Here is a 24,291-nt window from a genome sequence, read left to right as displayed (position 1 = left end):
CGGGGTCAGGCTCCTGCGGATGCGGTGGCCGGCTCGCGCTCGGCGTCTGCCGTCTCAGCTCGGATCGCGCGGTTCACCGCCGAGACCACAGCCTTGAGAGCCGCCGTCGAGCTGTCTGCGTCGATGCCGACGCCCCACAGACGCACCCCGTTGACGCTGGCGTCGACGTAGGCGGCTGCCACGGCGTCACGGCCCGAGCTCAGCGCGTGTTCGACGTAGTCTTCGACCTGCACGTCGACTCCCGCGTCGCGCAGGCTGTTGACGAACGCGTCGATCGGACCGTTGCCGGTGGAGCCCACCTGCCTGCGCTCGTCGCCGCGGCGGATGTTCGCCTCGATGTGCACCTGACCGGTCATCTCAGAGGTGGTGCTCAGACCGAGCAGCTCGTAGTGGCCCCACTTGTTGCCCTGGTTGTCGGCCGGCAGGTACTCGTCCGAGAAGATCGACCAGATCTGCGGGCTGCTCACCTCGCCGCCCTCGGAGTCGGTCTTGTGCTGGATGACCGACGAGAACTCCATCTGCAGGCGCTTCGGCAGATCGAGGTTGTGATCGGCCTTCAGCAGATAGGCGACGCCGCCCTTGCCCGACTGCGAGTTGACGCGGATGATCGCCTCGTAGTCTCGGCCGATGTCTTTCGGATCGATCGGCAGATAGGGCACCGCCCACGGAATCTCGTTGAAGTCTTTGCCGACGTGATCGGCGTCGGCCTGCATGCGTTCCATGCCCTTCTTGATCGCATCCTGATGCGAGCCGCTGAACGCCGTGAACACGAGATCGCCGCCATAGGGCGTGCGCTCGTGCACATCGAGCTGGTTGCAGAACTCGACGATGCGCCGAACGCGCGGGATGTCACTGAAGTCGAGCTCGGGATCGACCCCCTGCGTGAACAGGTTCAGCGCCAGGGTGACCAGGTCGACGTTGCCGGTGCGCTCGCCGTTGCCGAACAGGCAGCCTTCGATGCGATCGGCGCCGGCGAGAAAGCCCAGCTCGGCTGCAGCGACACCGGTGCCGCGGTCGTTGTGCGGGTGCAGCGAGATGAGCACCGAGTCACGGCGGTCGATATGGCGTCCCATCCACTCAATCGAGTCGGCGTAGACGTTCGGCGAGGTCATCTCGACGGTTGAGGGCAGGTTCAGGATCATCGGGCGCTCAGGAGTGGGGTCGATGATCTCGATGACGCGGTTGCTGATCTCAGCGGCGAAGTCGAGCTCGGTGCCGGTGTACGACTCTGGCGAGTACTCGTACGTGATCTCGGTGTCGGGGATGTCCCCCTCGAGTCGCTTGCACAGCTGCGCTGCTGAGACGGCGATGTCGATGATTCCGGCGCGGTCTTTGTGAAAGACGACATCGCGCTGCAGCACGGAGGTCGAGTTGTAGAAGTGGACGACGGCGCGCTTGGCGCCCTGCAGCGCCTCGTAGGTGCGGTGCACCAAGTGCTCACGTGCCTGCGTCAGCACCTGGATGGTCACGTCGTCGGGAATCGCTCCGTCTTCGATCAGAGACCGCACGAAGTCGAAGTCGGTCTGGCTGGCGGAGGGGAAGCCGACCTCGATCTCTTTGAACCCGAGCTCGACCAGCAGATCGAAGAGCACGCGCTTGCGGTGGGGATCCATAGGATCGATCAGAGCCTGGTTGCCGTCGCGCAGGTCGACTGCGCACCAGCGCGGGGCCTTCGTGAAGTGCTGATCGGGCCAGGTGCGATCAGGCAGTTCGACGGAGAACTGCTGGTGATAGGGAACGTACTTGTCGGTGTGCATGCCGCTGGGCTGCTGGCGGTTTTCCATTGTGCTTCTCTTCCTCGAGACTTGCGTGTCAAGACCACGACGAAACTCCGCGGCGAGGAAGGTCTTAGAATCTAAGACTCGCCGCGGCGGCTAAGAAGAAGCTGCACCGAACGCATGCGCAACAGCATAGCAGACCCCGAGCGCTCAGAATCCGAGGCGATCGAGGAGCTTCGGCGAGGTCTGCCACTCTTTGGCGACCTTCACCCGCAGATCGAGATGCACGCGGCCGCCGATCAGCTGTTCGATCTGCTTGCGCGCCGCGGTGCCGAACGCTTTCAGCCGCTGCCCGCCTCTGCCGATGATGATGCCCTTCTGCGAGTCACGTTCGACGAAGACGCTGGCGTAGATCTTGGTGACTCCGCCCTCAGCCTCTGGGGCCTCGACGTCATCGATGACCACCGCCAGCGAATGGGGCAGCTCGTCGCGCACATCTTCGAGCATCGCCTCGCGAATGAGCTCTGCGGCGCGCACCTCGATTGAGTCCTCGGTGTGGGTTTCGGCGTCATAGAGCTGCTGCGAGGCGGGCAGCAGACGGATCAGCTCGTCGCGCACGACATCCACTTGGTCGTCGGTCACCGCCGAGACCGGAATCAGCGTCGCCCACTCGGCCAGCGCATCGATCTCGATCAGCCGGGCGGCCACGTCATCTGGCCGCACCCGGTCGGTCTTGGTCAGCAGCGCGACACGCTTGGCACGAGGATGTCGCCCGACCTGCTCGATGATCCGCCGGTCGCCCGGGCCGATCGCCTCGTCGGCCGGCAGGCACACGCACACCACGTCGACGCCGTCGAGCTCGGCCTCGACGATGTCGTTCAGCCGCTGCCCCAGCAGCGTGCGCGGGCGGTGCAGACCAGGTGTGTCGACGACGACGATCTGTCCGGCATCGGCAGTGAGGATGCCGCGGATCGCTCGTCGTGTCGTCTGCGGCTTCGCGCTGGTGATGGCGACCTTCTCGCCGACGAGTGCGTTCATCAGGGTGCTCTTGCCCGCGTTGGGGCGGCCGACGAAGGCCACGAAGCCGGCATGGAAGTCGGGATGACGGTCTGCTGCTGATGTGGTCGCGGCCTCTGGCGCGGCCGGCGCACTGACCTCGGAGTCAGGCTGAACGGGTGATTCGGCGGAATCGGTCATGATCGGTCTCTCTCGGTGTCGGAGGCGCCGCGCTGACTCTGGGCGCGCTCGAGTGTGGTCTCGGTCGTCTGCGGACGATTCGTGCTGGCCGTGGCGCCTGCTGCGGGCTCGGCGATGACGGTGAGCAGGCGGTGGCTTCGCGGGTCGATTCTGGCGGCTGTCAGCGACAGGTCACCCACCACGACGCGCTCGTTGAGGGCCGGAAGGTGCCCCAGCGCCTTGATGAGCAGACCGCCGACCGTATCTACCTCATCGTCTTCGAGCTCTTCGTCGAAGAGGTCGCCGAGCTCGTCTAAGGCCAGTCGCGCGCTGAGACGGTAGCGGTGCGGCGCCAGACGGATGACTTCGGAGGCGTTGCGGTCGTGCTCGTCGCTGATCTCGCCGACCAGCTCTTCAATGACGTCTTCCAGCGTGACCAGCCCCGCCACCGAGCCGTACTCGTCGATGACGATCCACATGTGCCGACGTGTGCGCTGCATCAGAGCCAGCAGATCGTCGATCGGCTTCGACTCGGGCACAAGGTTCGGCCGACGTGCCAGGAACTCGACGGTGCGCTGACCCTCGCGTGCGGCATCCTGTTCGAAGAGCGCGCGCGCAACGTCGCGCAGGTAGACGACCCCAACGACGTCTTCGGTCTCTTCGTCCTGCAGAGGAAGCCTCGAATAGCCGCTCTCGAGAAAGACGTCCATCGCGTCGTCGAGCGTGGTCGTCGTATCCAGCGTGCGCATGTCGATGCGTGGAATCATGATCGACCGCGTGAGTGTGTCGCCGAACTCGACCACTTGATGGATCAGCTCGCGCTCCCCCTGTTCGAGCACGTCGCGCTCGACGGCCTTGTCGACCAGATGCATGAGCTGCGTGTCGTCATCCTGATCGGCCTCGGCGACACGATTCGTTCGACGGCCGTATGACGAGAGCGACACCGCGATCGGCCCGATGACGATTCGCGAGATCGAAATCAGACGAGCCGTGCGAACCAGCACCTTCTCTGGCCGGTTGATGCCGAAGGTGCGCGGCGACGCGCCCACCAGCACGAACGACGCCAGCGTCATGGCGACGATCGCGACAATGAGCGCCAGCACCATGTTCGGCAGGGCGTTGACCAGGGCGATCGTCACGACCACCGCAGCGCCCATCTCGCTGAGCACACGTTCGAAAGCCGCCGTGTTGGCATGTTCGCGCGGCTGCGCGGCGATGGCCAGCAGACGATTGCGCTGCTTCGGGTGGTCTTCGGCGATCTCGCGGATCTCAGCGACCGGCAGTGTCACGATCGCGGCCTCGACGGCGGCGAACACTCCGCCGGCGCCGATCAGCACCACGGCGATCAGGATCAGCGACAGAGTCATCGTCCCGCGACGCGCTCGTTGTGCAGAAAGGTGATCAGAATCTCGTTCTGCAGAGCGAACATCTCTTTCTCTTCGTCGGGCTCGGCGTGGTCGAAGCCGAGCAGATGCAGCAGGCCGTGCGTGACCAGCAGCAGCATCTCCTGCTCAGCGGGATGTCCGGCGCGCACCGCCTGCTCGGCCGCGACGTCGGGGCACACCACGATGTCGCCGAGCACCCCGGGGTCTGTGGGGCGATCGGAGGTTCCCGGCCGCAGCTCGTCCATCGGAAAGCTCAGCACGTCGGTCGGTCCCGGTTCGTGCATCCAGCGGATGTGCAGCTGCTCCATCGCCGGCACCTCGACGAAGATCAGCGAGAGCTCCGCATCACGGTGCACGTGCAGCTCGTCGAGCGCATAGGTGATGAGTCGCTGAAAGCGGCCCTCGTCGATCGTGACGCCCGATTCGTTGAGAATCTCGACGCTCATTGCTGTGCTCCTTCTGACGCTCGCGGCGTGGTTCGTCGCCCGTCGTTCTCGCCGGGCGCGGTTGGCTGGGTGGTGTGGCGATGCGGATGCTCCCGCGCGCCGGCTGGCTCGCCCGCGCTGGGTGCCTCGCGGCTTTCGGCGGCCGCCGCACGATCGTCATAGGCCTCGATGATCGCGCTGACCAGGCCGTGACGCACGACGTCGTCGCTGCTCAGACGCACCATCTCGATGTCGGCGACGTCGCCGAGCACACGTTCGGCGTCGATCAGCCCGCTGCGTCGCACCGGAAGGTCGACCTGGCTGGAGTCACCGGTCACCACCATTCGCGAGCCGAAGCCGAGCCGTGTGAGAAACATCTTCATCTGCTCGGGCGTGGTGTTCTGGGCCTCGTCGAGAATGATGAACGAACTGTTGAGTGTGCGGCCGCGCATGTAGGCCAGCGGTGCGACCTCGATGACGCCGAGCTCGAGCAGCTTCTGCACCGACTCGGGGCTCATCATCTCGCCCAGAGCGTCGTAGAGCGGGCGCAGATATGGGTCGATCTTCTCTTGCAGCCCACCGGGCAGAAACCCCAGTCGTTCGCCGGCTTCGACCGCCGGTCGGGTCAGCACGATCCGGCTCACCTCATTGCGCTGCAGTGCCTGCACGGCCTTGGCCATCGCCAAGTAGGTCTTACCTGTGCCGGCGGGGCCCAGGCCGAAGACGATGACGTTCTCATCGATCGCCTCGACGTAGCGCTGCTGGCCGGCTGTCTTGGGGCGAACGCTTCGCGTGCCTTCGCCGACGATGACAGAGCCCAGCGCAGTCGACGCCTGTTGTCTCAGCACGGCGTCAACGACGGCTCCGGTGATCTGCCGATGATGCGCCTCGGCGTCCAGCCCTTCGATGAGTCGTGCGGCGGCATCACGCTGTTCACCCGATCCGCTGATCTCGATGCCGTCGCGGTCGACCTGAAACCGCAGGCCGGGCCACTGCTCTTCCATGCGACGCAGGTGCAGGTCGCCGGCGCCGAGTACGCGCACCGCCGAGGTGCTCAGCGGCACTCGTACGGTGCCGCGGGTGGATTCTGATGCAGCGTCAGACAAGTTTTCCCTCGTCGAGTGTCGGGCCGGCGAGCACGTGGGCGTGCACATGGAACACCGACTGCCCTGCGGCAGCGCCGGTGTTGAACACGAGTCGGAACTCGCCGTCGGCGTACTGGCGGGCGAGATCGCCGGCCATCTTCACCACTTTGGCGAGCAGCTCGGGTTCTTCGGCAAGCTCGACGACATCGCGGAAGTCGGCGCTCTTGGGAATCACCAGCAGGTGCAGCTCGGCCTGTGGGTTGATGTCGCGGATCGCGATCAGGTCGTCCGTCTCGGCGACGATGTCGGCGGGAATCTCTCGATCGATGATCTTGCTGAAGATGCTGGGTGTCTCGGCGCTCATGCTCCTCATCTTAGTCGCCCGCCGGTCACCACCGGCCGAGCCGGGCGCTCAGGACCGAGATCGCCGCAAGACCGGCGCTCGACGTGCGCAGCACGCTCTCGCCCAGACGCACTGGGATCACCCCGGCATTCATCAGCCGGTCGCGTTCGGCGGGGTCCGTTCCGCCTTCAGGGCCGATGATCACCATGACCTCGCCGTGTGCTGCTTCGACGGCCCGATCCAGCGACACCGTGGTCAGCCGTTCCTTTGCCTCTGGGTCGAGCAGCAGGGCTAGCCGCCCTCCTGCTGCGTCTGCCTGCGCGCCGTCCAACGCCGCCGCAAGCTGCGGCGTCGTCACCGGTTCGCCGACCTCTGGCACACGTGCACGCAGCGACTGCTTCGCTGCCTCGCGCACAACTGACGCCCAACGTTCCTGCCCCGTCGTCAGTTTGCGCCCCTGCCACACCGACACACTGCGCTTCGCCTGCCATGGCACCACCGCATCCACACCCGCCTCGGTCGCACTCTGAATCGCGAGCTCGTCACGACCGCCCTTCGCGAGAGCCTGAACCAGGGTCAGCGAGGGCGTCGCCAGCTCATGGGCGATTCGCTGTTCGACGCGCAGCGCGAGCATCGACTTGGTGGTGGCGGCGACGGCTCCGACGAGTTCGAGCCCGGTGCCGTCGGCGACGCTCAGGGTCTCGTCTCGCTTCAGCCGACGCACTGAGGTCGCGTGGTGCGCCTCGGCGCCGGCGAAGGCCACGAGGTCACCGGGCTGCGCCTGCCATGCGGATGCGGTGGCCGCATCGTGAAACGCCTGACCGGGCAGCTGGGCGAGCGTGCGGCTGACGGTCTGCTCGTCACTGTCGGCGGCGAGCTCCAGACGCAGCAGCTGCTCGGGCAGGAACAGCGGCATCAGCCGCGACCCATGAACCGCTTGCGGAAGCGCTGGAAGCCCGACTTCGCTGCGCTGGTCAGGTGCGGTGCCTCGTCGTTGCGCAGCTTCGCCAGCTGTTCGACCAGACGCCGCTGATCGCCGCTCAGTTTGGTGGGAGTCGACACCCGCAGCGAGATTCGCAGCGCGCCACGCGAGTTGCGGTGCAGGTGCGTGACGCCGTGGTCGGCGATCGTGATCACGTCAGCGCTCTGTGCGCCGGGCTTGACCTCGATGTCGAGAGGGCCGTCGAAGCTCTCGATCTTCGCGCTGGCGCCGAGAATCGCATCCGTCATCGAGACCTCGAGTGAGGCCAGCAGGTCGTCGCCGTCGCGGGTGAAGGTCTCGTCGTTCTCGACGTGCACCTCGAAGTAGAGGTCGCCGCGGGGCCCGCCGCCGGGGCCGACCTCACCGCGACCGGCAAGGTGCAGACGTACGCCGTTGTCGATGCCTGCCGGAATCGGCACCGTGATGGTCTCGCGTGAGCGCAGGCGGCCCTGGCCGGCGCAGTCGGGGCACGGCTGCGGAATGATCGTTCCGTAGCCCTTGCACATCGGGCAGACGGCCTCTGTGAGCACGTTGCCGAGCAGAGACCGCACCTGCTGCTGAACGTAGCCCTCGCCGTGGCAGTAGTCGCAGGTCACCGGCGACGAGCCGGGCGCTGCGCCCGAGCCGGTGCAGGTCTCACAGACCTTCGCCGAGTCGACCTCGACGTCTTCTGAGGCGCCGAACACGACGTCACGAAGCGAGACGTTGATACGCACCAAGGCGTCATCCCCGCGCTGCTGGCGTGGCTTGGGGCCGCGGTGTCCGCGACCGCCTCCCCCGCCGCCGAAGAACGCGTCGAAGATGTCGCCGAAGCCGAACTGCCCGTCACCCGTGTCGCCGCGGTCGTACTGCGCGCGCTTCGTCTCGTCCGAGAGAATCTCATAGGCCAGCGTCACCTGCTTGAACTGTTCTGCAGCCTGCGGGTCGGGATTCACATCGGGGTGCAGCTTGCGTGCCAGGCGGCGGTAAGCCTTCTTGATCTCATCCTGGTTCGCCTCACGAGACACGCCCAGTGTTTCGTAGTGATCGGTCATTCTGTTCGTCTCCAATTGTGATGGTCGTCGTTCGCCTCAGGGGCGGGATTCGTGCGGTTCGCGGTCATCGCAGCATCTTCGACAGATAGCTGGCGACAGCCTGGACGGCCGCCATGTTCGCGCGGTAGTCCATGCGCGTCGGGCCCAGCACAGCCAGCCTGCCGTACTCGCCGCGCTGTTCGGAGCCATACCCGCTCGAGATCACGGCAGCCTCTTCGAGGCCTTCGTGTTCGTTCTCGCGACCGATGCGCACGGTGATGTCGCGCCCCTCGGCGCCCATCTCGCCGAGCAGACGCAGCAGAGCCACCTGTTCTTCGATGGCCTCGAGCACCGGCACCAGGGTGTGGTCGAAGTCGGCCTCAGTGCGCATCAGGTTGCCGGTGCCGGCAACCACCAGACGCTCTGACCGAGAGCCCTCGACCCCCAGTTCGAGCGCACCCAGCAGCAGTTCGGCGAGCGGACGATCATCGGGTGCCGCATACTCGCGCACCTGCTCGGCGCGGTCGCCGAACTGCTCGAGGTCGACGCCGCGCATCTGGTCGTTGATCAGCGCGCGCAGGCGCACGACCGATGGCCGCACCGACTGCGCCGACGCACCGGCCGGCAGTGTCACGTGATGTTGTGCGACCGTGCCACGACTGGTGATCAGCACCACGAGCAGACGACCGCCCTCGACGTCGACGATGTCGACTTTGCGCACGCGCGTGCTCGAGAACGTCGGGTATCGCACGACGGCCAGCTGGTTGGTGAGCTGAGCGAGCAGACGCACCGTCTTCTCGATCATCACATCGAGATCGGCTTCGCCGGGAGTCAGAAACCGCTCGATCGCTCTGCGTTGCGGCGCCGTGATGCCGCGCAGCCGTGTCAGGTTGTCGACGAAGACCCGATAGCCCTTCTCAGTCGGCACGCGGCCGGCCGAGGTATGAGGCGCTGAGATGAGCTCCTCGTCTTCCAGAGCCGACATGTCATTGCGAATGGTGGCCGCAGACACGTGAAACTGGTGTCGAGAGACCAGACCCGCCGAGCCGACCGGCTCTCGGGTGGCCACATAGTCGTTCACGATCGCCTGAAGCACCGCGAGACCTCGTTCGGTCGCCATGGCAATCACCTCCGGGTTGACTCCGCTGCTGGCACTCTCATGTCTCGAGTGCTAATCATAGCGCGCCTGTCGCTTCACGGCGCGAGCCAGACCTATGCGATCAGATCTGCCACCACGCGGTCGGCGAGCAGGCGACCACGCAGCGTGAGCGCTGCTCGCCCACCTGCCAGCGCATCCGCATCGAGCAGGCCGTCGCCGGCCAGCAGGGGCAGCTCGTCGCGACGCTCAGCGGCGATCTCGGCCACGCCGATGCCCTCGCGCAGCCGACTGCCCAGCATGATGCGCTCTTCGTAGCGAGCGGTGGCGTCCAGAGTCTCGCGGCCCGCCTCCGGGCTCTCGCCGGCGCGCACTCGGGCGGCATAGGGAGCAGGATGCTTCACGTTCCACCAGCGTTGGTCACCGACGTGGCTGTGCGCACCGGGGCCGATGCCCCACCAGTCGTCATTGTGCCAGTAGCGCAGGTTGTGTCGACAGCGTCGGTCGACGTCGTCATCGACGACGCGAGCCCAGTTGCTGAGCTCGTACCACTCGAAACCCTCGCGACGCATGCGGGCATCGAGCCACTCGTACTTGTCTGCGGTGAGGTCGTCGTCGGGTTCGGCTACCTCGCCGTGCCTGATCTGGCGGGCCAGCTTCGTGCCCGGCTCGACGATCAGCGCGTAGGCCGAGAGATGATCGGGATGCTGTGCCAGAGCCTCGTCGACGCTGGTCTGCCAGTCGGCCATCGACTCCCCCGGCGTGCCGTAGATCAGGTCGAGCGACACCTGCAGCGCTGCTGCTCGCGCCCACTGCACCACCAGTGGAATGCGTTCGGGGCGATGCACCCGGTCGAGAGTGCGCAGCACGTGCGGCACGGCTGACTGCATGCCGAACGACACGCGGGTGAACCCGGCCGCGGCGAGTTCTTGCAGGGCGGCGGCGTCGACCGTCTCGGGGTTCGCCTCGGTGGTGATCTCGCAGTCGGGCGCCAGGCCCCACTCGTCGCGGATGCGGTGCAGGATCATGGTGAGATTGGAGACCGGCAGCATGGTCGGGGTGCCGCCGCCGAAGAAGACCGTGTCGACCTGGTCGGGAGCATGATCGCCGTCGCGCAGCACGCTGGCGGCGTAGCCGACCTCGTCGGCCGCCACCTGCGCATACTCGCTCTGGCCGAAGCCGCGCAGCTGGGTGCCGGTGTAGGTGTTGAAGTCGCAGTATCCGCAGCGCACCCGGCAGAACGGAATGTGCACATAGACGCTGAACGTCACTTGCGCTTCTCGCCCTTTTGGCCGCCGCCGTCGCTCGAGATCGCGGCGATGAAGGCCTCTTGCGGAACCTCGACGCGACCGATCGACTTCATGCGCTTCTTGCCCTCTTTCTGCTTCTCGAGCAGTTTGCGCTTGCGCGAGATGTCGCCGCCGTAGCACTTGGCCAGCACGTCTTTGCGCAGGGCACGAATGTTCTCGCGAGCGATGATGCGGGCGCCGATGGCCGCCTGAATCGGCACCTCGAACTGCTGGCGAGGAATCAGTTCGCGCAGCCGCTGTGTCATCTTCACGCCATAGGCGTAGGCCGCATCGCGATGCACGATCGCGCTGAACGCATCGACTTTCTCTCCCTGCAGCAAGATGTCGACCTTCACCAGGTCGGCGCTCTGGGTGCCGGTCTGCTCATAGTCAAGCGAGGCGTAGCCCTGTGTGCGGCTCTTCAGCTGGTCGAAGAAGTCGAAGACGATCTCGCCGAGCGGCAGCGTGTAGTGCAGTTCGACGCGCTGCTCGCTGAGATAGTCCATGCCCTGCATGGTGCCGCGACGGGACTGACAGAGCTCCATGATTGCGCCGACATAGTCTTTCGGCGCCAGGATCGTGGCACGCACGATCGGTTCCTGCACATCGACGATCTTGCCGTCTGGAAACTCGGAGGGGTTGGTGACGTGCACCTTGGTGCCGTCTTCGGCGGTGACGTCGTAGATCACGCTGGGTGCGGTGGCGATCAGATCGAGGTTGAACTCGCGGCGCAGACGCTCCGAGATGATCTCGAGATGAAGCAGGCCCAGAAACCCGCAGCGGAAGCCGAAGCCGAGTGCCACCGAGGTCTCTGGCTCGTAGATCAGCGCGGCGTCTTCGAGTTTGAGTTTGTCAAGCGCCTCGCGCAGATCTGGGTAGTCGCTGCCGTCAAGCGGATAGAGCCCCGAGAACACCATCGGCTTGGCTTCGTCATAGCCGGGCAGCGCTTCGGTCGCGGGCCGGGCATGTGTGGTGATCGTGTCGCCGACCTTCGACTGTCGAACGTCTTTCACCCCGGTGATCAGATAGCCGACCTCGCCCGCGGCCAAACCGTCGCTCGGTCTCGGCTCTGGCGAGCTGACGCCGATCTCGAGAATCTCATGCGTCGCCTTGGTGCTGAGCATCTGCACGCGTTCGCGAGGCTTCAGCCGGCCGTCGACGACCCGGACATAGGTGACCACGCCACGATATGCGTCGTACACAGAGTCAAAGATCATCGCACGAGCGGGCGCGTCGGGGTCGCCTTGCGGTGCTGGAATGCGGCGCACGACTTCGTCGAGCAGCGCTTCGACTCCTTCGCCGGTCTTGCCCGAGACCCGCAGCACGTCGGCGGGGTCGCCGCCGATCAGCCCGGCGAGTTCGGCGGCGAAGCGCTCCGGGTCGGCGCTGGGCAGGTCGATCTTGTTCAGCACCGGGATGATCGTCAGATCGTTCTCAAGAGCCAGATAGAGATTGGCCAGAGTCTGGGCCTCGATGCCCTGCGCCGCGTCGACCAGCAAAATGGCACCTTCGCAGGCCGCCAGAGAACGCGACACCTCGTAGGTGAAGTCGACGTGACCGGGCGTGTCAATCATGTTCAGGGCGTACCCCTGATCGCCGACACCCCACGGCATGCGCACAGCCTGGCTCTTGATCGTGATGCCGCGCTCGCGCTCGATGTCCATGCGATCGAGATACTGCGCCCGCATGTCACGGTCAGAGACGATGCCGGTGATCTGCAGCATTCGATCGGCCAGGGTCGACTTGCCGTGGTCGATGTGCGCGATGATGCAGAAGTTGCGGATGCGCTTCGAGTCGGTGGCTGCGGGCACGATCTGACGTGCCTGCTGGTCGGTGACTCTGGGCATGCGCTCCTCTTTCTCTGCGGCCTGCTATGCAGAAGGCCCGCTCAGGGGCGGGCCTTCACGAACTCCTGGGTCTCAGACTCAGAGAGAGTTGACCTGCTTGGTCAGCTTCGACTTGCGGTTCGCAGCGGTGTTCTTGTGCAGAACGCCCTTCGTGACCGCCTTGTCAAGCTTCTTCGAGACGATGAGCAGTTCGGCCTGAGCCTTCTCTTTGTCGCCTGCTGCGACGGCCTCACGGGTCTTACGCGAGAGGGTGCGCAGTTCGCTCTTCAGCGCGCGATTGCGCTCAGTGCGCTTGGCGTTGGTGAGGATGCGCTTCTTCTGGGACTTAATGTTCGCCACTGTCGTCTTTCTGTCAGTCTTCTGGTAAGCCCGGTCGGGTTCGACACGGACACATCACACCGAGGGTGTGCAGGCCAAGCATCTACACTACCAAACGCCGGGGCAGGCGCTCAACTGCCGATGCGTCGTGTCGCAAGTCTGCGCACGAGCCGCTCCAGAGCATAGCCGCCGTCGACGGACTGCCCCTTGATCTGGGCGTCTGTGTCGGCCACCGCTCGCACGGCACGACCCAGCTCCACGGGATTCCACCGTGCCGCATCCTGCTGAGCACGCCGAATCTGCCAGGGTGCGCCCCCGACCCTCGAGGCCAGCTGCTGCGGAGAGGCGTGCACCTCGCAGACGGCGGCCATCAGGCGCACCTTCGTCGCGATCGCCGCGACGATCGGCACCGCGTTCATGCCCTGCTGCCCGGCGTGTCGAACCAAGACCAGGGCCTTCGCAGTCTGCCCCGCCAGTGCGGCGTCTGCGATGGCGAACCCCGTCGTCTCGACCCGCCCGCCGAAGTAGCGGTCGATGTCAGCCCGAGTGATGTTCTCGGTCACGTCTGCGACGAGCTGTCTGCAGGCGGCCGCCAGCTCTGTGGTGTCTGCGCTGAACGCGTCGACGAGCGCCCGAGCCGCATCGGGGTCGATGCGCCGACCCGCCAACTGCAGCTCTTCTCGCACGAAGGTCTGCTTGTCATCGTCGCGTTTGAGCTCTGCGCACTCCACCTCGAGCGCAGAGGCCACATCGCGGATCGCCGTCAGCAGCTTCTTGCCGCGGACCCCTTTGCGATGTCTCAGCACCACGGTCACATCGGGATCGGCCTGACCGATGTAGTCGATCGCATCGCTCAGAAAGGCATCGGTCATCTGCTCAAGGTGATCGACCCAGATGAAACGCGGCTGAGCGAACAGCGAAGGCGACGCGACGCTCAGCAGTGAGCCGGAGGCGTACTCTCGTGCGTCAAGATCAGAGAACTCGACCTCCTGCTGCTGATCGCTCGCCTGCTGCTGCGCTGCGGCACGCAGCAGCTGTCGGGCGCGATCGGCCAAGAGGTCTTCTGGGCCGCTCAGCAGAACGATCGGTGCGAGACGCACCTGGCTCCATCGTGCACGCTGGATCTTGCCCTTCGCCGCCACGCGACTCCTCGTCTTCGCTCTGATTCTGTCTGTGTGCCGGGTCGACGTCGTGTCGGCTCAGCAGCCGTGCTCACACCATACCGCGAGCCGCTGACCTCCTCTGGCCGATTCGTGCGCACGGGGTGCCTCACGCGTGCCTTCCGCGACCTCGGGAGGCTCGGCGCTCACTGCCACGCGGCCGTGCTGATCGGTGCGGCGAACAGCAGTGCCGCTGCGCTGCAGCGTGGCCAGGAGCTTGGACGTCGGATGCCCATAGGAGTTGCCGCGACCGCAGGAGATCAGCGCCAGGGCGGGCCGCAGCTCGAGGTAGAGGCCCGGCCAGTGATCGGCGGAACCGTGATGGGCGACTTTCACCACGTCGATTCTTCGCACACCGAGCGCAGACAGCTCGCGAGCGACTGATCGCTGCCCGTCTGCGTCGAGGTCGGCGAGCGTCAGCAGGCGCAGATCTGGCAGATCGATCAGCATCGCGAGACTGCTGGCGTTCGGGTCATGCACGGGTCGGCCCCCTGCCGCACCTGGCGCCGCCTTCTTGGGGTGCAGGGCACGCCACGCGATGCCGGCCCCAGCCGGTGTCTGCTGTGTCGAGCTGCGTGCATCGTCGAGACCGGAGACCGCCTGTATGCTCCCGGCGTCGCCGAGGCCGGCACGCACGACCCGACGAGCCTGCAGCCGCCCGGCCGCACGATCCAGCTTCGCGTCGACGACGTCGGGGATCAGAACAGTGTCGACCTGAGCCACTTTCGCGACAGCTTCGGTGGCTCCGGCATGGTCGACGTCCGAGTGTGTCAGCACGACGACGTCGATTGCGGTGACCTGCGCCCCGCGCAGGCAGTCGGTGATCCTCTGCGCAGACTCGCCTGTGTCGATCAGCACGGTTGCGCCGGAGCCCTGCACGAGCAGGCCGTCGCCCTGCCCCACATCGCACTGCAGTATCGGCGTGCCCACCGGCAGCCGACTGGCCGACAGCACGTGGCCGATGCCGGTGACCGCCACAGCCGCAGTCGCCACCAACAGCGCGCTGCCAAAGCTGGCCAGCCGCACGCGCCGCCGCCAGTTCAGGCGCGGCCGATGCCGTCGCGATCGGCGCCGTCGTGGTCGGTGCGCTTCGTCGTCTCGTCGTTCTACTGAGGAGCGAATGCTCAATCGGCGTGAGCCGGTCGATGAAGACGCAGTTGACGTCGGCCCATGCCCGGAGCCGATCAGGGTGCCGACGGTCAAGAGCGCGAGCAGCAGCCCGCTCGCCATTCCGCCTGCTGGCCAGGACGGCCATGGAATCGCGCCGAACGGGTGCGAGCTGAAGTGCGCCGCGACCTGACCGATCCACCACCCGCCGGGAGCCGCAAGCATCGCGAAGACGACGGCGAGCCACGGTGCCCACGCTGCCGTGAGGCAGCTGAGCACGCCGAGCACCGTCACCGCAGGCACTGCGGGCAGAGCCAGCAGATTCGCAGCCAGCTGGTGACCGGACGCGGGCTGCCCGTCGATCAGCAGGAGCAGCGGCTGACACGCCATCAGTGCGGCCGTACTGGGCGCCAGCAGATTCGCGATCGCCTCGGGCATCCATCGACACAGCCAGCGGGCGACCGGTCCGCTGAACAGCATCAGGCCAGCTGTCGCCGTCACCGACAGCCCGAACGCGACGCTGCCGGCAAGCTGCGGCTCCCAGAGCAGCAGGATCACAACGGCGACGCAGATGCCGACCACGCCGCGGCCGCCGCTCCACGGGCGCAGCAGCGTGACCAGTGTGAGCATGGCCGCCGCTCGCAGCACGGTGACCTCGCCGCCCACCAGCAGCACGAACCCCCAGATGCCGGCCAGCTCGCCCACGCCGCGCCAGAGTCTCGGTGTGTGTATGAGCCCGAGCAGCCCCTGCACCATGCCGACGAGCACCGCCGCATTCGACCCGCTGACCGCAGTGATGTGGGCGAGGCCGGTGGCGAGCATGTTCGCGTCCGTCGTGTCGGGCAGCCCGTCGACCACGCCGACTGAGACGCCTCCGATCAGGCCGGTGACCTCGGGGCTCAGCGGCAGCAGCCCGCCAAGGTCTGCGAGAATGCGGCCGAACGCAGCCCGCATCTGCTCTGCCCAGTCTGGATCGAAGAGTTCGAGACTGCGCCGCAGCTCGCTGCGCGCGGCTGGCTCCCCGGCTCCCTGGCTCAACGCGAGCGTCCACCCGCCGAGCACTGCCAGCAGCGCCGCCCCAGCGCGCCATCTGGGGCGTTCACCCCGCACCTCGCTCAGCTGCCGCCATTCGATCAGCTGCGGTGAGGCCAGCAGCGAACGCCTCCTGCCCCTCATACGGTCACCCGTGAGCGCAGCTTCTCCAGCGTCTTCTCACCGATGCCCGACACTCGGGTCAGGTCATCGACCGACCTGAACGGGCCTTCGGCTGCCCGCGAGTCGATGATCTTCTGCGCGGTGCTGGGCCCCACGCCAGGCAGCGTCTGCAGCTGATCGGCCGTCGCGGAGTTCAGATTGATCTGGCTGCCAGCACCGCCGGCGGTCGCACCGGATGCTGCGCCGGCCGATCCGGATGCGGACCCGCTCGGTGCCGATGCGGCAGGAGCCTCTTCGCCGCGACGCGGGATGACGAGCTGCTCGCCGTCGACCAGCACACGGGCGAGATTCAGCGTCTCGACGTCGGCGTCGTCGGCGAACCCGCCGGCCTTCTCGATGGCATCGGCGATGCGCAGCCCTGGATCGAGCCGATGCAGACCCGGGGCACGCACTGCGCCGGTGACATGCACGTGCACGCCGTCGTCACCGCCCGGCGTGCGATTCGCTTCGCCTGGCGCACCCGAGGCAGCGTTGAGGTCTCCCCCGTCAGACGCTGTGTCCTGACCGGCTTCGACGACCGAATGCCTCGAGCCCTGACAGGCCGAGAGCAGCACGCAGACGACCAAGGCGAGCACGGCGAGCAGAATCAGGGCTCGAGCGTGCAGAAAACGGGTCGACGTCGTGGGATGCTCTGGAGCTGGCATGCCTCGACTGTGGTCGATCGCCCATCTGCCCGCACCGCCCCGGGCACTGCTGTGCACAGGTTCGAAGGACGACACCGTCTGTGCACACAGACGTGCCCCGGTCGGCAGCGGGTGAGATCACTCAGCCGACCGACCGGGGCACGTCTCCGTCAGACGGCCGGAACTCAGCCGACCACGATGTTGACCAGCTTCGGCGCGCGCACGATCACACGGCGGATGCTGCGGTCGCCCACCAGCTCCTGCACGTGCTCGTTCGCCAGCGCGAGCTCCTGCAGCTCGCTCTCAGCGATCTCGGGCGAGACCTGAAGACGGGCGCGCACCTTGCCGTTGACCTGCACGACCGCCGTGACCTCCTGGCGAACCAGCAGAGACGGATCGGCCACAGGCCAGACCGACAAAGCCACGGCATCCTCATGCCCGAGCATCTGCCACATCTCGGCGGCCAGATAGGGCGCGAACAGGTCGAGCACGCGTGCGAGCACCTCAGCGGCCTCGCGCACAGCGGGATCGGCGGCTCCACGCCCCTGCGGTCGATCGATCGTCTTGCGGGCGAGGTTCACCAGCTCCATCAGACGCGCCACGACCACGTTGTACTTCGTCGCCTCGATCAGGTCGGGCGAATCTGCCAGCAGATGGTGCGTGGCCTGCCGCAGGGTCAGGTCACCGTCGCTGAGAGCCGCGGCGTCTGCGGCGGATGCGCTGCTCACGTCACGAGCGACGCGCCAGGCACGAGCGAGGAACTTCGCCGAGCCCTGCACTGAGACGTCTGCCCAGTCGATGTCGTCTTCGACCGGCCCGGCGAAGGCGAGCGTCACACGGAGCGCGTCGGCGCCGTGATCACGCAGCTCGGAGGCGAACTCGACGAGGTTGCCCTTCGACTTCGACATCTTCGAGCCGTCGAGCAGTACCATGCCCTGGTTGATCAGCGAGGTGAATGGCTCGTCGAAGTCGACCCAGCCCATGTCGTGCAGCACCTTGGTGATGAACCGTGAGTAGAGCAGATGCAGGATCGCATGCTCGACGCCGCCCACATAGATGTCGATCGGCGCCCACTGGCGGGCCTGTTCGGGGTCGAAAGGCTGCGTCGCATCGTTCGCACTGAGAAAGCGCAGGTAGTACCACGAGCTGTCGACGAAGGTGTCCATCGTGTCCGGGTCGCGCAGCGCAGGCTCGTCGGTGCCGGGCATCGTCGTGTGCACCCAGTCGGTGGCGGCGCCCAGTGGCGACGTGCCCTTGGGCTTGAGGTCGAGACCCTCGGTGTCGGGCAGCTCGATGGGCAGCTGAGACTCCGGCACCGGCACCAGCGAACCGTCTTCGGCGTGCAGCACGGGAATCGGCGTGCCCCAGTAGCGCTGGCGAGAGATCAGCCAGTCGCGCAGCCGGTAGGTCTTCGTGCCGTGACCGGTGCCGTCGGCCTCGAGCTTCTCGATGACCTGTGCGATCGCCTCGTCCTTGTGCAGGCCGTCGAGCGGGCCCGAATTGGTCAGCACTCCGTCGCCGGTGACCGCCACACCGCTCTCGGCGGGGTCATCATCGTCGCTGCTCACCACGACCCGCACCGGCAGATCGTACGCGCGAGCGAAGTCGAGGTCACGCTGATCATGCGCGGGCACGGCCATCACGGCGCCATGACCGTAGTCGGCCAGCACGTAGTCGGCAGCCCAGACGGGCAGACGTTCGCCGTTGACCGGGTTCACCGCATAGCGTTCCAGGAACACGCCGGTCTTCGGCCTGTCAGATGCCTGCCGTTCGATCTCCGTGGCGTGCTGGGTGCGCTCGAGGTAGTCCTGAAAACGCATTCGTGCTTCGGGGCTGGCGGCCGAGACGAGCTCCGCTGCGAGATCGCTCTCTGGCGCGACCACCATGAAGGTGGCCCCATAGAGCGTGTCTGGCCGTGTGCTGAACACGGTGACCGGCTGTTCGCGGCCCTCGATGCGGAAGTCGATGTCTGCACCGTACGAGCGTCCGATCCAGTTGCGCTGCATCTGCAGCACCTTGGCCGGCCAATGGCCCTCGAGTCGATCCAGGTCGTCGAGAAGCCGATCGGCGTAGTCAGTGATCTTCAGATACCACTGCGTGAGCTTCTTCTTCTCGACCATGGCGCCACTGCGTTCGCTGGTGCCGTCGGCGAGCACCTGCTCGTTGGCCAGCACGGTCTGGTCGACCGGATCCCAGTTGACCCAAGAGTCTTTGCGATACGCCAGCCCGCGCTCGTACATCTGCAGAAAGAGCCACTGGTTCCAGCGGTAGTACTCCGGGTCGGAGGTGTGCAGCTCACGCGACCAGTCGAAGCTCGGCGCGTAGGTCTCGAAGCTGCGCTTCTGCTGCGCGATGTTGTCGTAGGTCCAGGTGCGCGGGTTGATGCCGCGTTTGATCGCAGCGTCTTCGGCGGGCAGGCCGAACGAGTCCCAGCCGATCGGATGCAGCACGCTGTAGCCGCGGTGACGCCAGTAGCGCGCCGCGATGTCGCCGTAGCAGAACGCCTCGGCATGGCCCATGTGCAGATCGCCCGACGGGTAGGGGAACATGTCGAGCACGTACTTGCGCGGTCGATCGGGGTGCTCGGTCACCGCCCGTTCGGCGTCGAACAGCCGCTGCTCGGCCCAGATGGGCTGCCACTTCTGCTGCAGTCTGCGAAAGTCGTACTCTGGCTGTTCTGCCGTCTCGTCGCTCAACTCTTCTTCACCTGTTCTCATGGATCGCGCTGGTCTGTCGGAAACGAGGCAGACCGCCTCAAGGTTACTCGATCACGCCTGTTCGACCGCGTCGACCCGCGTGAACCGCCCGTCGGCCAGATGCAGATGTTCGTCGACCAGCGCCGAGGGAACCCGATCGTGACTCATCAGCACGACCGCGGGAGCCTGACCGTCTCTCGTGCTGCCGTGCGTTCCAGCGATGGCGAGCAGATCGACGAGCAGCTCGTCTGCGAGCTCCGGGTCGACGTTGGCCGTGGGCTCGTCGAAGACGATCACCGGGAACTCTGCGAGCAGAGCCCGTGCCAATGCGAGGCGCTGCACCTGCCCGCCCGACAGCAGCTGTCCGTTCTCTCCGACCACCGTGTCGAGACCCTCGCGTGACTCGATCAGATCATTGAGTCCCACACGGCGCAGAACCGCGAGCAACAGGTCGTCTTCGGCTTCGGGCTGCGCCAGCAGCAGGTTGGCGCGCACCGTCGACGCGAACAGGTGCGGTCGCTGCTCGCAGAGACCGACGACGCGACGGACGCGGTCGCCGCCGAGGTCGCGCACGTCCTGCGCATCGATCGCATACCCTCCGAAGCGATGGTCGAGAAAGCGCACCAGTGTGGCAGCGAGCGTGCTCTTGCCTGCACCGCTCGCACCGGTGATGAGCACACGGCGGCCAGGCCTCAGGTCGAGGTCGATGCCCTCGGCGATGATCGGGGCTCCCGGCCAGCCGATGCTGACGTCTCGCAGCTGCAGTGACGCGAATGCGGATGCTCGCTCGTCTGCCTGCGGTGCGGGCTCGGCTCCGGCATCCCCGTCTGCACCAGCGCCGGAACCGGCATCGTCGGCCCCGCCGTTGAGCCGTCTGCCGTCGTCGATGACCGCACCGATGCGGTGCGAGGCCACACGCACCTTCTCGATCGCCGTCATGGCGGTCGGCACCTGCGAGAAGACGTCGAAGATCGTCATCGGCACCAGCACCAGCACCGCCAGCCAGCTGCCGGGAAAGGCTCCGGCCTGCAGATCGGTGCCGCCTGCCCAGATCGCGCCGATCACGGCGATGCCGGTGAATCCGGCCAGGCACAGGTCGACGAGCCCCTGTGTGGCGGCACGCGAGCGGTCGATCACCGACTGCCGCCGCGCCAGACTCTGAGCCTCGCGTTGAGCCTGCGGGAGCGCGTCGTAGGCCGTCAGCACGTCCATCGACTCGAGCATGCGCAGCATGTGCTCGTTCTGTGCGGCACGCACCGGCGCCGCGTCTCGGGTGCGAGCCGAGGTCGCCCGCTCAGGCAGCACGCCGCCCAACACCGCGGCGCCGATCAGGCTCAGCGCGAGCACGAGACCCGCCATCGGAGAGATCAGTGCGAGCAGCGCGGTCGTGACGGCACTCACCAGCAGCGAAGTGAGCAGCGGCTGCCAGACGCGCAGGGGAAGATCCTGCAGATCGTCGATGTCCGACACGAAGCGGCTCATCAGATCGCCGCGCCCCAGATGCGAGAGGTTCGCAGGCGCACCCGGTATGAGTCGCTCGAACACACCGACACGCAGTCGCCCGAGCATGCGGAATGCGGCGTCGTGGCTGAGCAGACGTTCGATGTAACGGAACGATGCGCGTCCCAGCGCGAAGACCCGAACGCTCACGATGATCGCCATCAGCGTGAGGATGGGCGGGCGCATCGCACTCGCCGAGATGAGGTAGGCGCTGGCCCAGGTCAGCCCGATGGCGGCCGCGGCGCTCAGCACGCCGAACAGCACACCTGCCCAGAAGCGCTTCGGGTCTGGGGTGGCGAGTCTGGCGAGCCGCTCGTCGACGCCGGGTGCCGGCAGCAGAGTCCTGCCACGATTCATGCGACCACTCCGTCTCTTTCGTCACGCGACGCCGAGGATGCGCTCGCCACCGCACCGCCTGCGCGGCCCGTCGGCTGCGCGGCGATCGACACCCGAGCATCCGCCGCAGCGATGACACGCGGACGATGACTGATGACGACGACCACGCGCCCGTCTTGCGCCATGGTTCGCATACCGGCGATCATCTCGCGTTCGGTCTGCTCGTCGACGGCGCTCGTGGGCTCGTCGAGCAGGACGATGCGGCAGTCGTGTGAGAAGGCACGGTAGTAGGCGCGCGCGATGCAGACGCGTTGGGCCTGCCCGCCCGAGATGCCTCCGCCGACAGGGTCGATCACCTGGTCGAGATCGAGCCGACCCGCGCCGGCCAGCCTCAGGCAGCGCCGCAGCAGATCGGCATCGACGTGGTCGCCCGAGTTGAGCCCGAGGGCGACGTTGCTCGCGATCGTTCCCGGAAAGAGATCAGTGCGCTGTCCGCTCCAGGCGATGAAGGGCCGCAGCGGCGCGTCTCGTTCGAGGTCGATGCGTTCGCCCTGCCAGATCACCTGACCCGTCGCCGGCGCGAAGCCGAGCAGCGCCGCGAAGATGCTGCTCTTACCGGCTCCTGACGGACCGCTCACCACTGTGAGCCGGCCTGCCTCGGCGCGCAGCGTGACCGGCTGCAGCTCGACGTCGCCTCGCGAGACGCAGATGTCTTCGAGTCGCAGGTCTGCGGGTCTGCGGCTCGACGGTGACTCTGCGGATGCCGTGATCGCGTCGTGACTGGCGCTGCGGATCGGGGCGGCCGGGTGCGCGCCAGGCCGAGAATCTGGCTCGTCGAGCACGCTCAGCGCGTCGTCGGCGGCCGAGATGCCCTCGGTGGCCGCGTGGTAATGCGAGCCCACGAGGCGAAGCGGAGAAAAGGCCTCTGGTGCGATCAGCAGGACGAAGAGACCGGTGTAGAGATCGATCTCGCCGCCGATGAGACGTGTGCCGATCGACACGGCGACGAGTGCGACCGCCAGGGTCGACGCGAGCTCCAGCACGAAGCCCGACATGAACGAGATGCCCAGCACGCGCATGGTGCGCTGGCGGTAGTGGTCGGTCACGGTCGAGATCACGTCACGCTGGTGCCACTGCCGCCCGAAGACTTTGAGCGTAGAGAGACCGGTGACGACGTCGACGAAGTGACCGGAGAGTGTTCGTGAGGCCTCCCATTCGGAGTTCTGCACCCGCTGGGTGTACCAGCCGATCAGGATCATGAAGATCGGGATCAGCGGGAGGGTGACGCCCACCGTGATCGCAGACGGCAGGTCTTCACGCCAGAGCACGAACAGGAAGACCGGCACGGAGATGACCGTGAGCACCAGCTGCGGAAGGAACTTCGAGAAGTAGCCGTCGAGCGCATCCAGACCACGCCCATAGACGGTCGTGAGCTGCGGAGCAGAGCGGCTAGCGAGCCAGGCGGGGCCCAATGCCGCGAACCGTTCAGCCATCTGCTCACGCAGCTGGGCTTTGACCTTTGCCGCGGCGAACTCTGAAGAGACGTTCCACGCGTATGCCAGCAGGGCACGAATCGCCTGGGCGGCCGCGGCGAGTGCGACCAGGTGCAGACTCTCGTTCCAGGTCAGATGCTGCATGAGCGCACCGGCCACGCATTGTGCCACCGCCCATGAGAAGACCAGAATGCAGGCGATCTGCAGCAGACCGATGAGCCCGCTGACGAGCAGGTAGCCTCGGGCGGCCGTTGCCCGGCGCAGCAGCCGGGGGTCGATGGGTTTGATGGTTCACACCTCGTGTTCGAAGATCTCTGCGCAGCCCCACGCCTCAGGTGGCTGCGTCCTGCAGACGGAAGAACCGCTCCCCTCGCCTGCCACAACAGTGTAGTCATGCAGACGATTGGAGCGGTTCGTTCCGGCAGCTAGGGTGTCAGTGTGCCACGGCCGCCTGCTCGATGTCGACGCGGCGAACGCGCTTGCGGAACACCCAGTAGGTCCAGCCCTGGTAAAGCAGCACGACCGGCAGAGCGAATGCCGCCACCCAGGTCATGAACGACAGTGTGTTCGTCGAGCTCGAGGCGTTCGTGAGCGTCAGGCTGTTCTCGAGACCGTAGGTGCTCGGCATCACCATGTGCTCGGGGTAGCTCGTGAACAGCACCATCCACAGCGCCAGCACCGCGAAGACGACGGTCAGAGCGGTGAAGGTGAAGCCGAGGCCGTCACGCTCGATCCAGTTGCACCAGTAGCTGATGATCAGCGTCACAGCGGCGAGCAGCGAGAGCACGAGCACCAGCGGCGAGAAGTGCGCGATGTTGGTCCACAGCAGGAAGAGTGCCGCGACGACGATGGTGATCAGGCCGAGTGAGCGGCCCAGCCGATGGGCGCGTGCCTTGACCTTGCCGTCGGTCTTCAGGCCGACGAACTGCACTCCGTGCGTGAAGAACAGCAGCAGCGTGGTCAGACCGCCCAGCAGTGCGTACGGGTTGAGCAGCGTCAGCAGTGTGCCCTGATAGATGAACGAGTGCTCGACCTTCAGAATCGGCAGACCGTTGACGATGTTGGCCACCGCCACACCCCACAGCAGGGCGGGAACGGCAGAGCCGATCACGATGAACCAGTCGAACCACTTGCTCCAGTTCTCGTGGTGGCCCTGGTGGCGGTACTCGAACGAGACGCCTCGGAAGATCAACGCGATCAGAATCAGCACCAGTGCCAGGTAGGCACCGCTGAAGAGGGTGGAGTACCACTCGGGGAAGGCGGCGAACAGGCAGGCGCCAGCCACGATCACCCAGGTCTCGTTGAGATCCCAGACCGGGCCGATCGTGTTGATGATCTGCCGGCGCTCGGTGTCGTTCTTGCCGAGGAAGGGCAGCGACATGCCCACGCCGAAGTCGAAGCCGTCGAGCACAAAGTAGCCGACGAACAGCACCCCGACGATGAAGAACCAGAGAATTTCGAGAGTCATTTGATCAAATCTCCAT

General features: G+C 66.3%; 19 protein-coding genes. All 19 read right to left on the bottom strand.

Annotation, left to right across the window (positions count from 1 at the left end):
• Positions 1-5: 5 nt before the first annotated feature.
• Positions 6-1,784 carry a 2-isopropylmalate synthase gene (gene leuA / locus F8O07_RS06300; RefSeq protein ID WP_158031235.1) on the bottom strand — a complete coding sequence of 593 codons (1,779 nt, stop codon included), beginning with the start codon at positions 1,782-1,784 and terminating at the stop codon, positions 6-8.
• A gap of 144 nt (positions 1,785-1,928) precedes the next feature.
• Complete coding sequence (gene era / locus F8O07_RS06295) at positions 1,929-2,915, bottom strand: GTPase Era (RefSeq protein WP_158031234.1); 987 nt, start codon at positions 2,913-2,915, stop codon at positions 1,929-1,931.
• Positions 2,912-4,261 (bottom strand): hemolysin family protein, encoded by a 1,350-nt coding sequence (locus tag F8O07_RS06290; RefSeq protein WP_158031233.1) that lies wholly within the window; start codon positions 4,259-4,261, stop codon positions 2,912-2,914. The genes era and F8O07_RS06290 overlap by 4 nt, the downstream gene beginning before the upstream one ends.
• Entirely contained in the window at positions 4,258-4,725 is a 468-nt protein-coding gene (ybeY, locus tag F8O07_RS06285) for an rRNA maturation RNase YbeY (RefSeq protein WP_158031232.1), read from the bottom strand. The genes F8O07_RS06290 and ybeY overlap by 4 nt, the downstream gene beginning before the upstream one ends.
• Entirely contained in the window at positions 4,722-5,858 is a 1,137-nt protein-coding gene (locus tag F8O07_RS06280) for a PhoH family protein (RefSeq protein WP_158031231.1), read from the bottom strand. The genes ybeY and F8O07_RS06280 overlap by 4 nt, the downstream gene beginning before the upstream one ends.
• On the bottom strand, positions 5,803-6,153 hold the full coding sequence (locus tag F8O07_RS06275; protein WP_158031230.1) for an HIT domain-containing protein: 351 nt from the start codon (positions 6,151-6,153) through the stop codon (positions 5,803-5,805). Before F8O07_RS06275 ends, F8O07_RS06280 begins: the two co-directional genes overlap by 56 nt.
• Positions 6,154-6,178: 25 nt before the next feature.
• Positions 6,179-7,048: a 16S rRNA (uracil(1498)-N(3))-methyltransferase gene (locus tag F8O07_RS06270; protein WP_158031229.1), complete on the bottom strand. Its 870-nt coding sequence runs from the start codon at positions 7,046-7,048 to the stop codon at positions 6,179-6,181.
• Entirely contained in the window at positions 7,048-8,148 is a 1,101-nt protein-coding gene (gene dnaJ, locus F8O07_RS06265; RefSeq protein ID WP_158031228.1) for a molecular chaperone DnaJ, read from the bottom strand. The genes F8O07_RS06270 and dnaJ overlap by 1 nt, the downstream gene beginning before the upstream one ends.
• Before the next feature lie 64 nt (positions 8,149-8,212).
• Entirely contained in the window at positions 8,213-9,247 is a 1,035-nt protein-coding gene (hrcA, locus tag F8O07_RS06260) for a heat-inducible transcriptional repressor HrcA (RefSeq protein WP_158031227.1), read from the bottom strand.
• A gap of 92 nt (positions 9,248-9,339) precedes the next feature.
• Entirely contained in the window at positions 9,340-10,494 is a 1,155-nt protein-coding gene (hemW, locus tag F8O07_RS06255; RefSeq protein ID WP_158031226.1) for a radical SAM family heme chaperone HemW, read from the bottom strand.
• Positions 10,491-12,359 (bottom strand): translation elongation factor 4, encoded by a 1,869-nt coding sequence (lepA, locus tag F8O07_RS06250; RefSeq protein ID WP_158031225.1) that lies wholly within the window; start codon positions 12,357-12,359, stop codon positions 10,491-10,493. Before lepA ends, hemW begins: the two co-directional genes overlap by 4 nt.
• A gap of 78 nt (positions 12,360-12,437) precedes the next feature.
• Positions 12,438-12,698 carry a 30S ribosomal protein S20 gene (gene rpsT, locus F8O07_RS06245; protein WP_158031224.1) on the bottom strand — a complete coding sequence of 87 codons (261 nt, stop codon included), beginning with the start codon at positions 12,696-12,698 and terminating at the stop codon, positions 12,438-12,440.
• A gap of 110 nt (positions 12,699-12,808) precedes the next feature.
• The gene (gene holA / locus F8O07_RS06240) at positions 12,809-13,819 is read right to left on the bottom strand and encodes a DNA polymerase III subunit delta (RefSeq protein ID WP_225732811.1); all 1,011 of its coding nucleotides are present in this window, start codon (positions 13,817-13,819) and stop codon (positions 12,809-12,811) included.
• 57 nt (positions 13,820-13,876) lie between these two features.
• The gene (locus F8O07_RS06235) at positions 13,877-16,120 is read right to left on the bottom strand and encodes a ComEC/Rec2 family competence protein (protein ID WP_158031222.1); all 2,244 of its coding nucleotides are present in this window, start codon (positions 16,118-16,120) and stop codon (positions 13,877-13,879) included.
• On the bottom strand, positions 16,117-16,803 hold the full coding sequence (locus F8O07_RS06230) for a helix-hairpin-helix domain-containing protein (protein WP_158031221.1): 687 nt from the start codon (positions 16,801-16,803) through the stop codon (positions 16,117-16,119). Before F8O07_RS06230 ends, F8O07_RS06235 begins: the two co-directional genes overlap by 4 nt.
• 164 nt (positions 16,804-16,967) lie before the next feature.
• Positions 16,968-19,499, bottom strand: coding sequence for a leucine--tRNA ligase (gene leuS, locus F8O07_RS06225; protein ID WP_158031220.1), 2,532 nt, complete (start codon positions 19,497-19,499; stop codon positions 16,968-16,970).
• Positions 19,500-19,550: 51 nt separating this feature from the next.
• Positions 19,551-21,335: a thiol reductant ABC exporter subunit CydC gene (cydC, locus tag F8O07_RS06220; protein WP_158031219.1), complete on the bottom strand. Its 1,785-nt coding sequence runs from the start codon at positions 21,333-21,335 to the stop codon at positions 19,551-19,553.
• A complete protein-coding gene (gene cydD / locus F8O07_RS06215) occupies positions 21,332-23,041 on the bottom strand; it encodes a thiol reductant ABC exporter subunit CydD (RefSeq protein ID WP_225733254.1) in 1,710 nt (569 codons plus the stop codon). The genes cydC and cydD overlap by 4 nt, the downstream gene beginning before the upstream one ends.
• Before the next feature lie 199 nt (positions 23,042-23,240).
• Positions 23,241-24,275: a cytochrome d ubiquinol oxidase subunit II gene (cydB, locus tag F8O07_RS06210; RefSeq protein WP_158031217.1), complete on the bottom strand. Its 1,035-nt coding sequence runs from the start codon at positions 24,273-24,275 to the stop codon at positions 23,241-23,243.
• Positions 24,276-24,291: the final 16 nt, after the last annotated feature.

Source organism: Pseudoclavibacter sp. CFCC 13796, from assembly GCF_008831185.1.
Taxonomy (GTDB): domain Bacteria; phylum Actinomycetota; class Actinomycetes; order Actinomycetales; family Microbacteriaceae; genus Pseudoclavibacter_A.
Note: the sequence above shows the minus strand (reverse complement) of the source record. Positions and strands in the feature narration are given on the sequence as shown.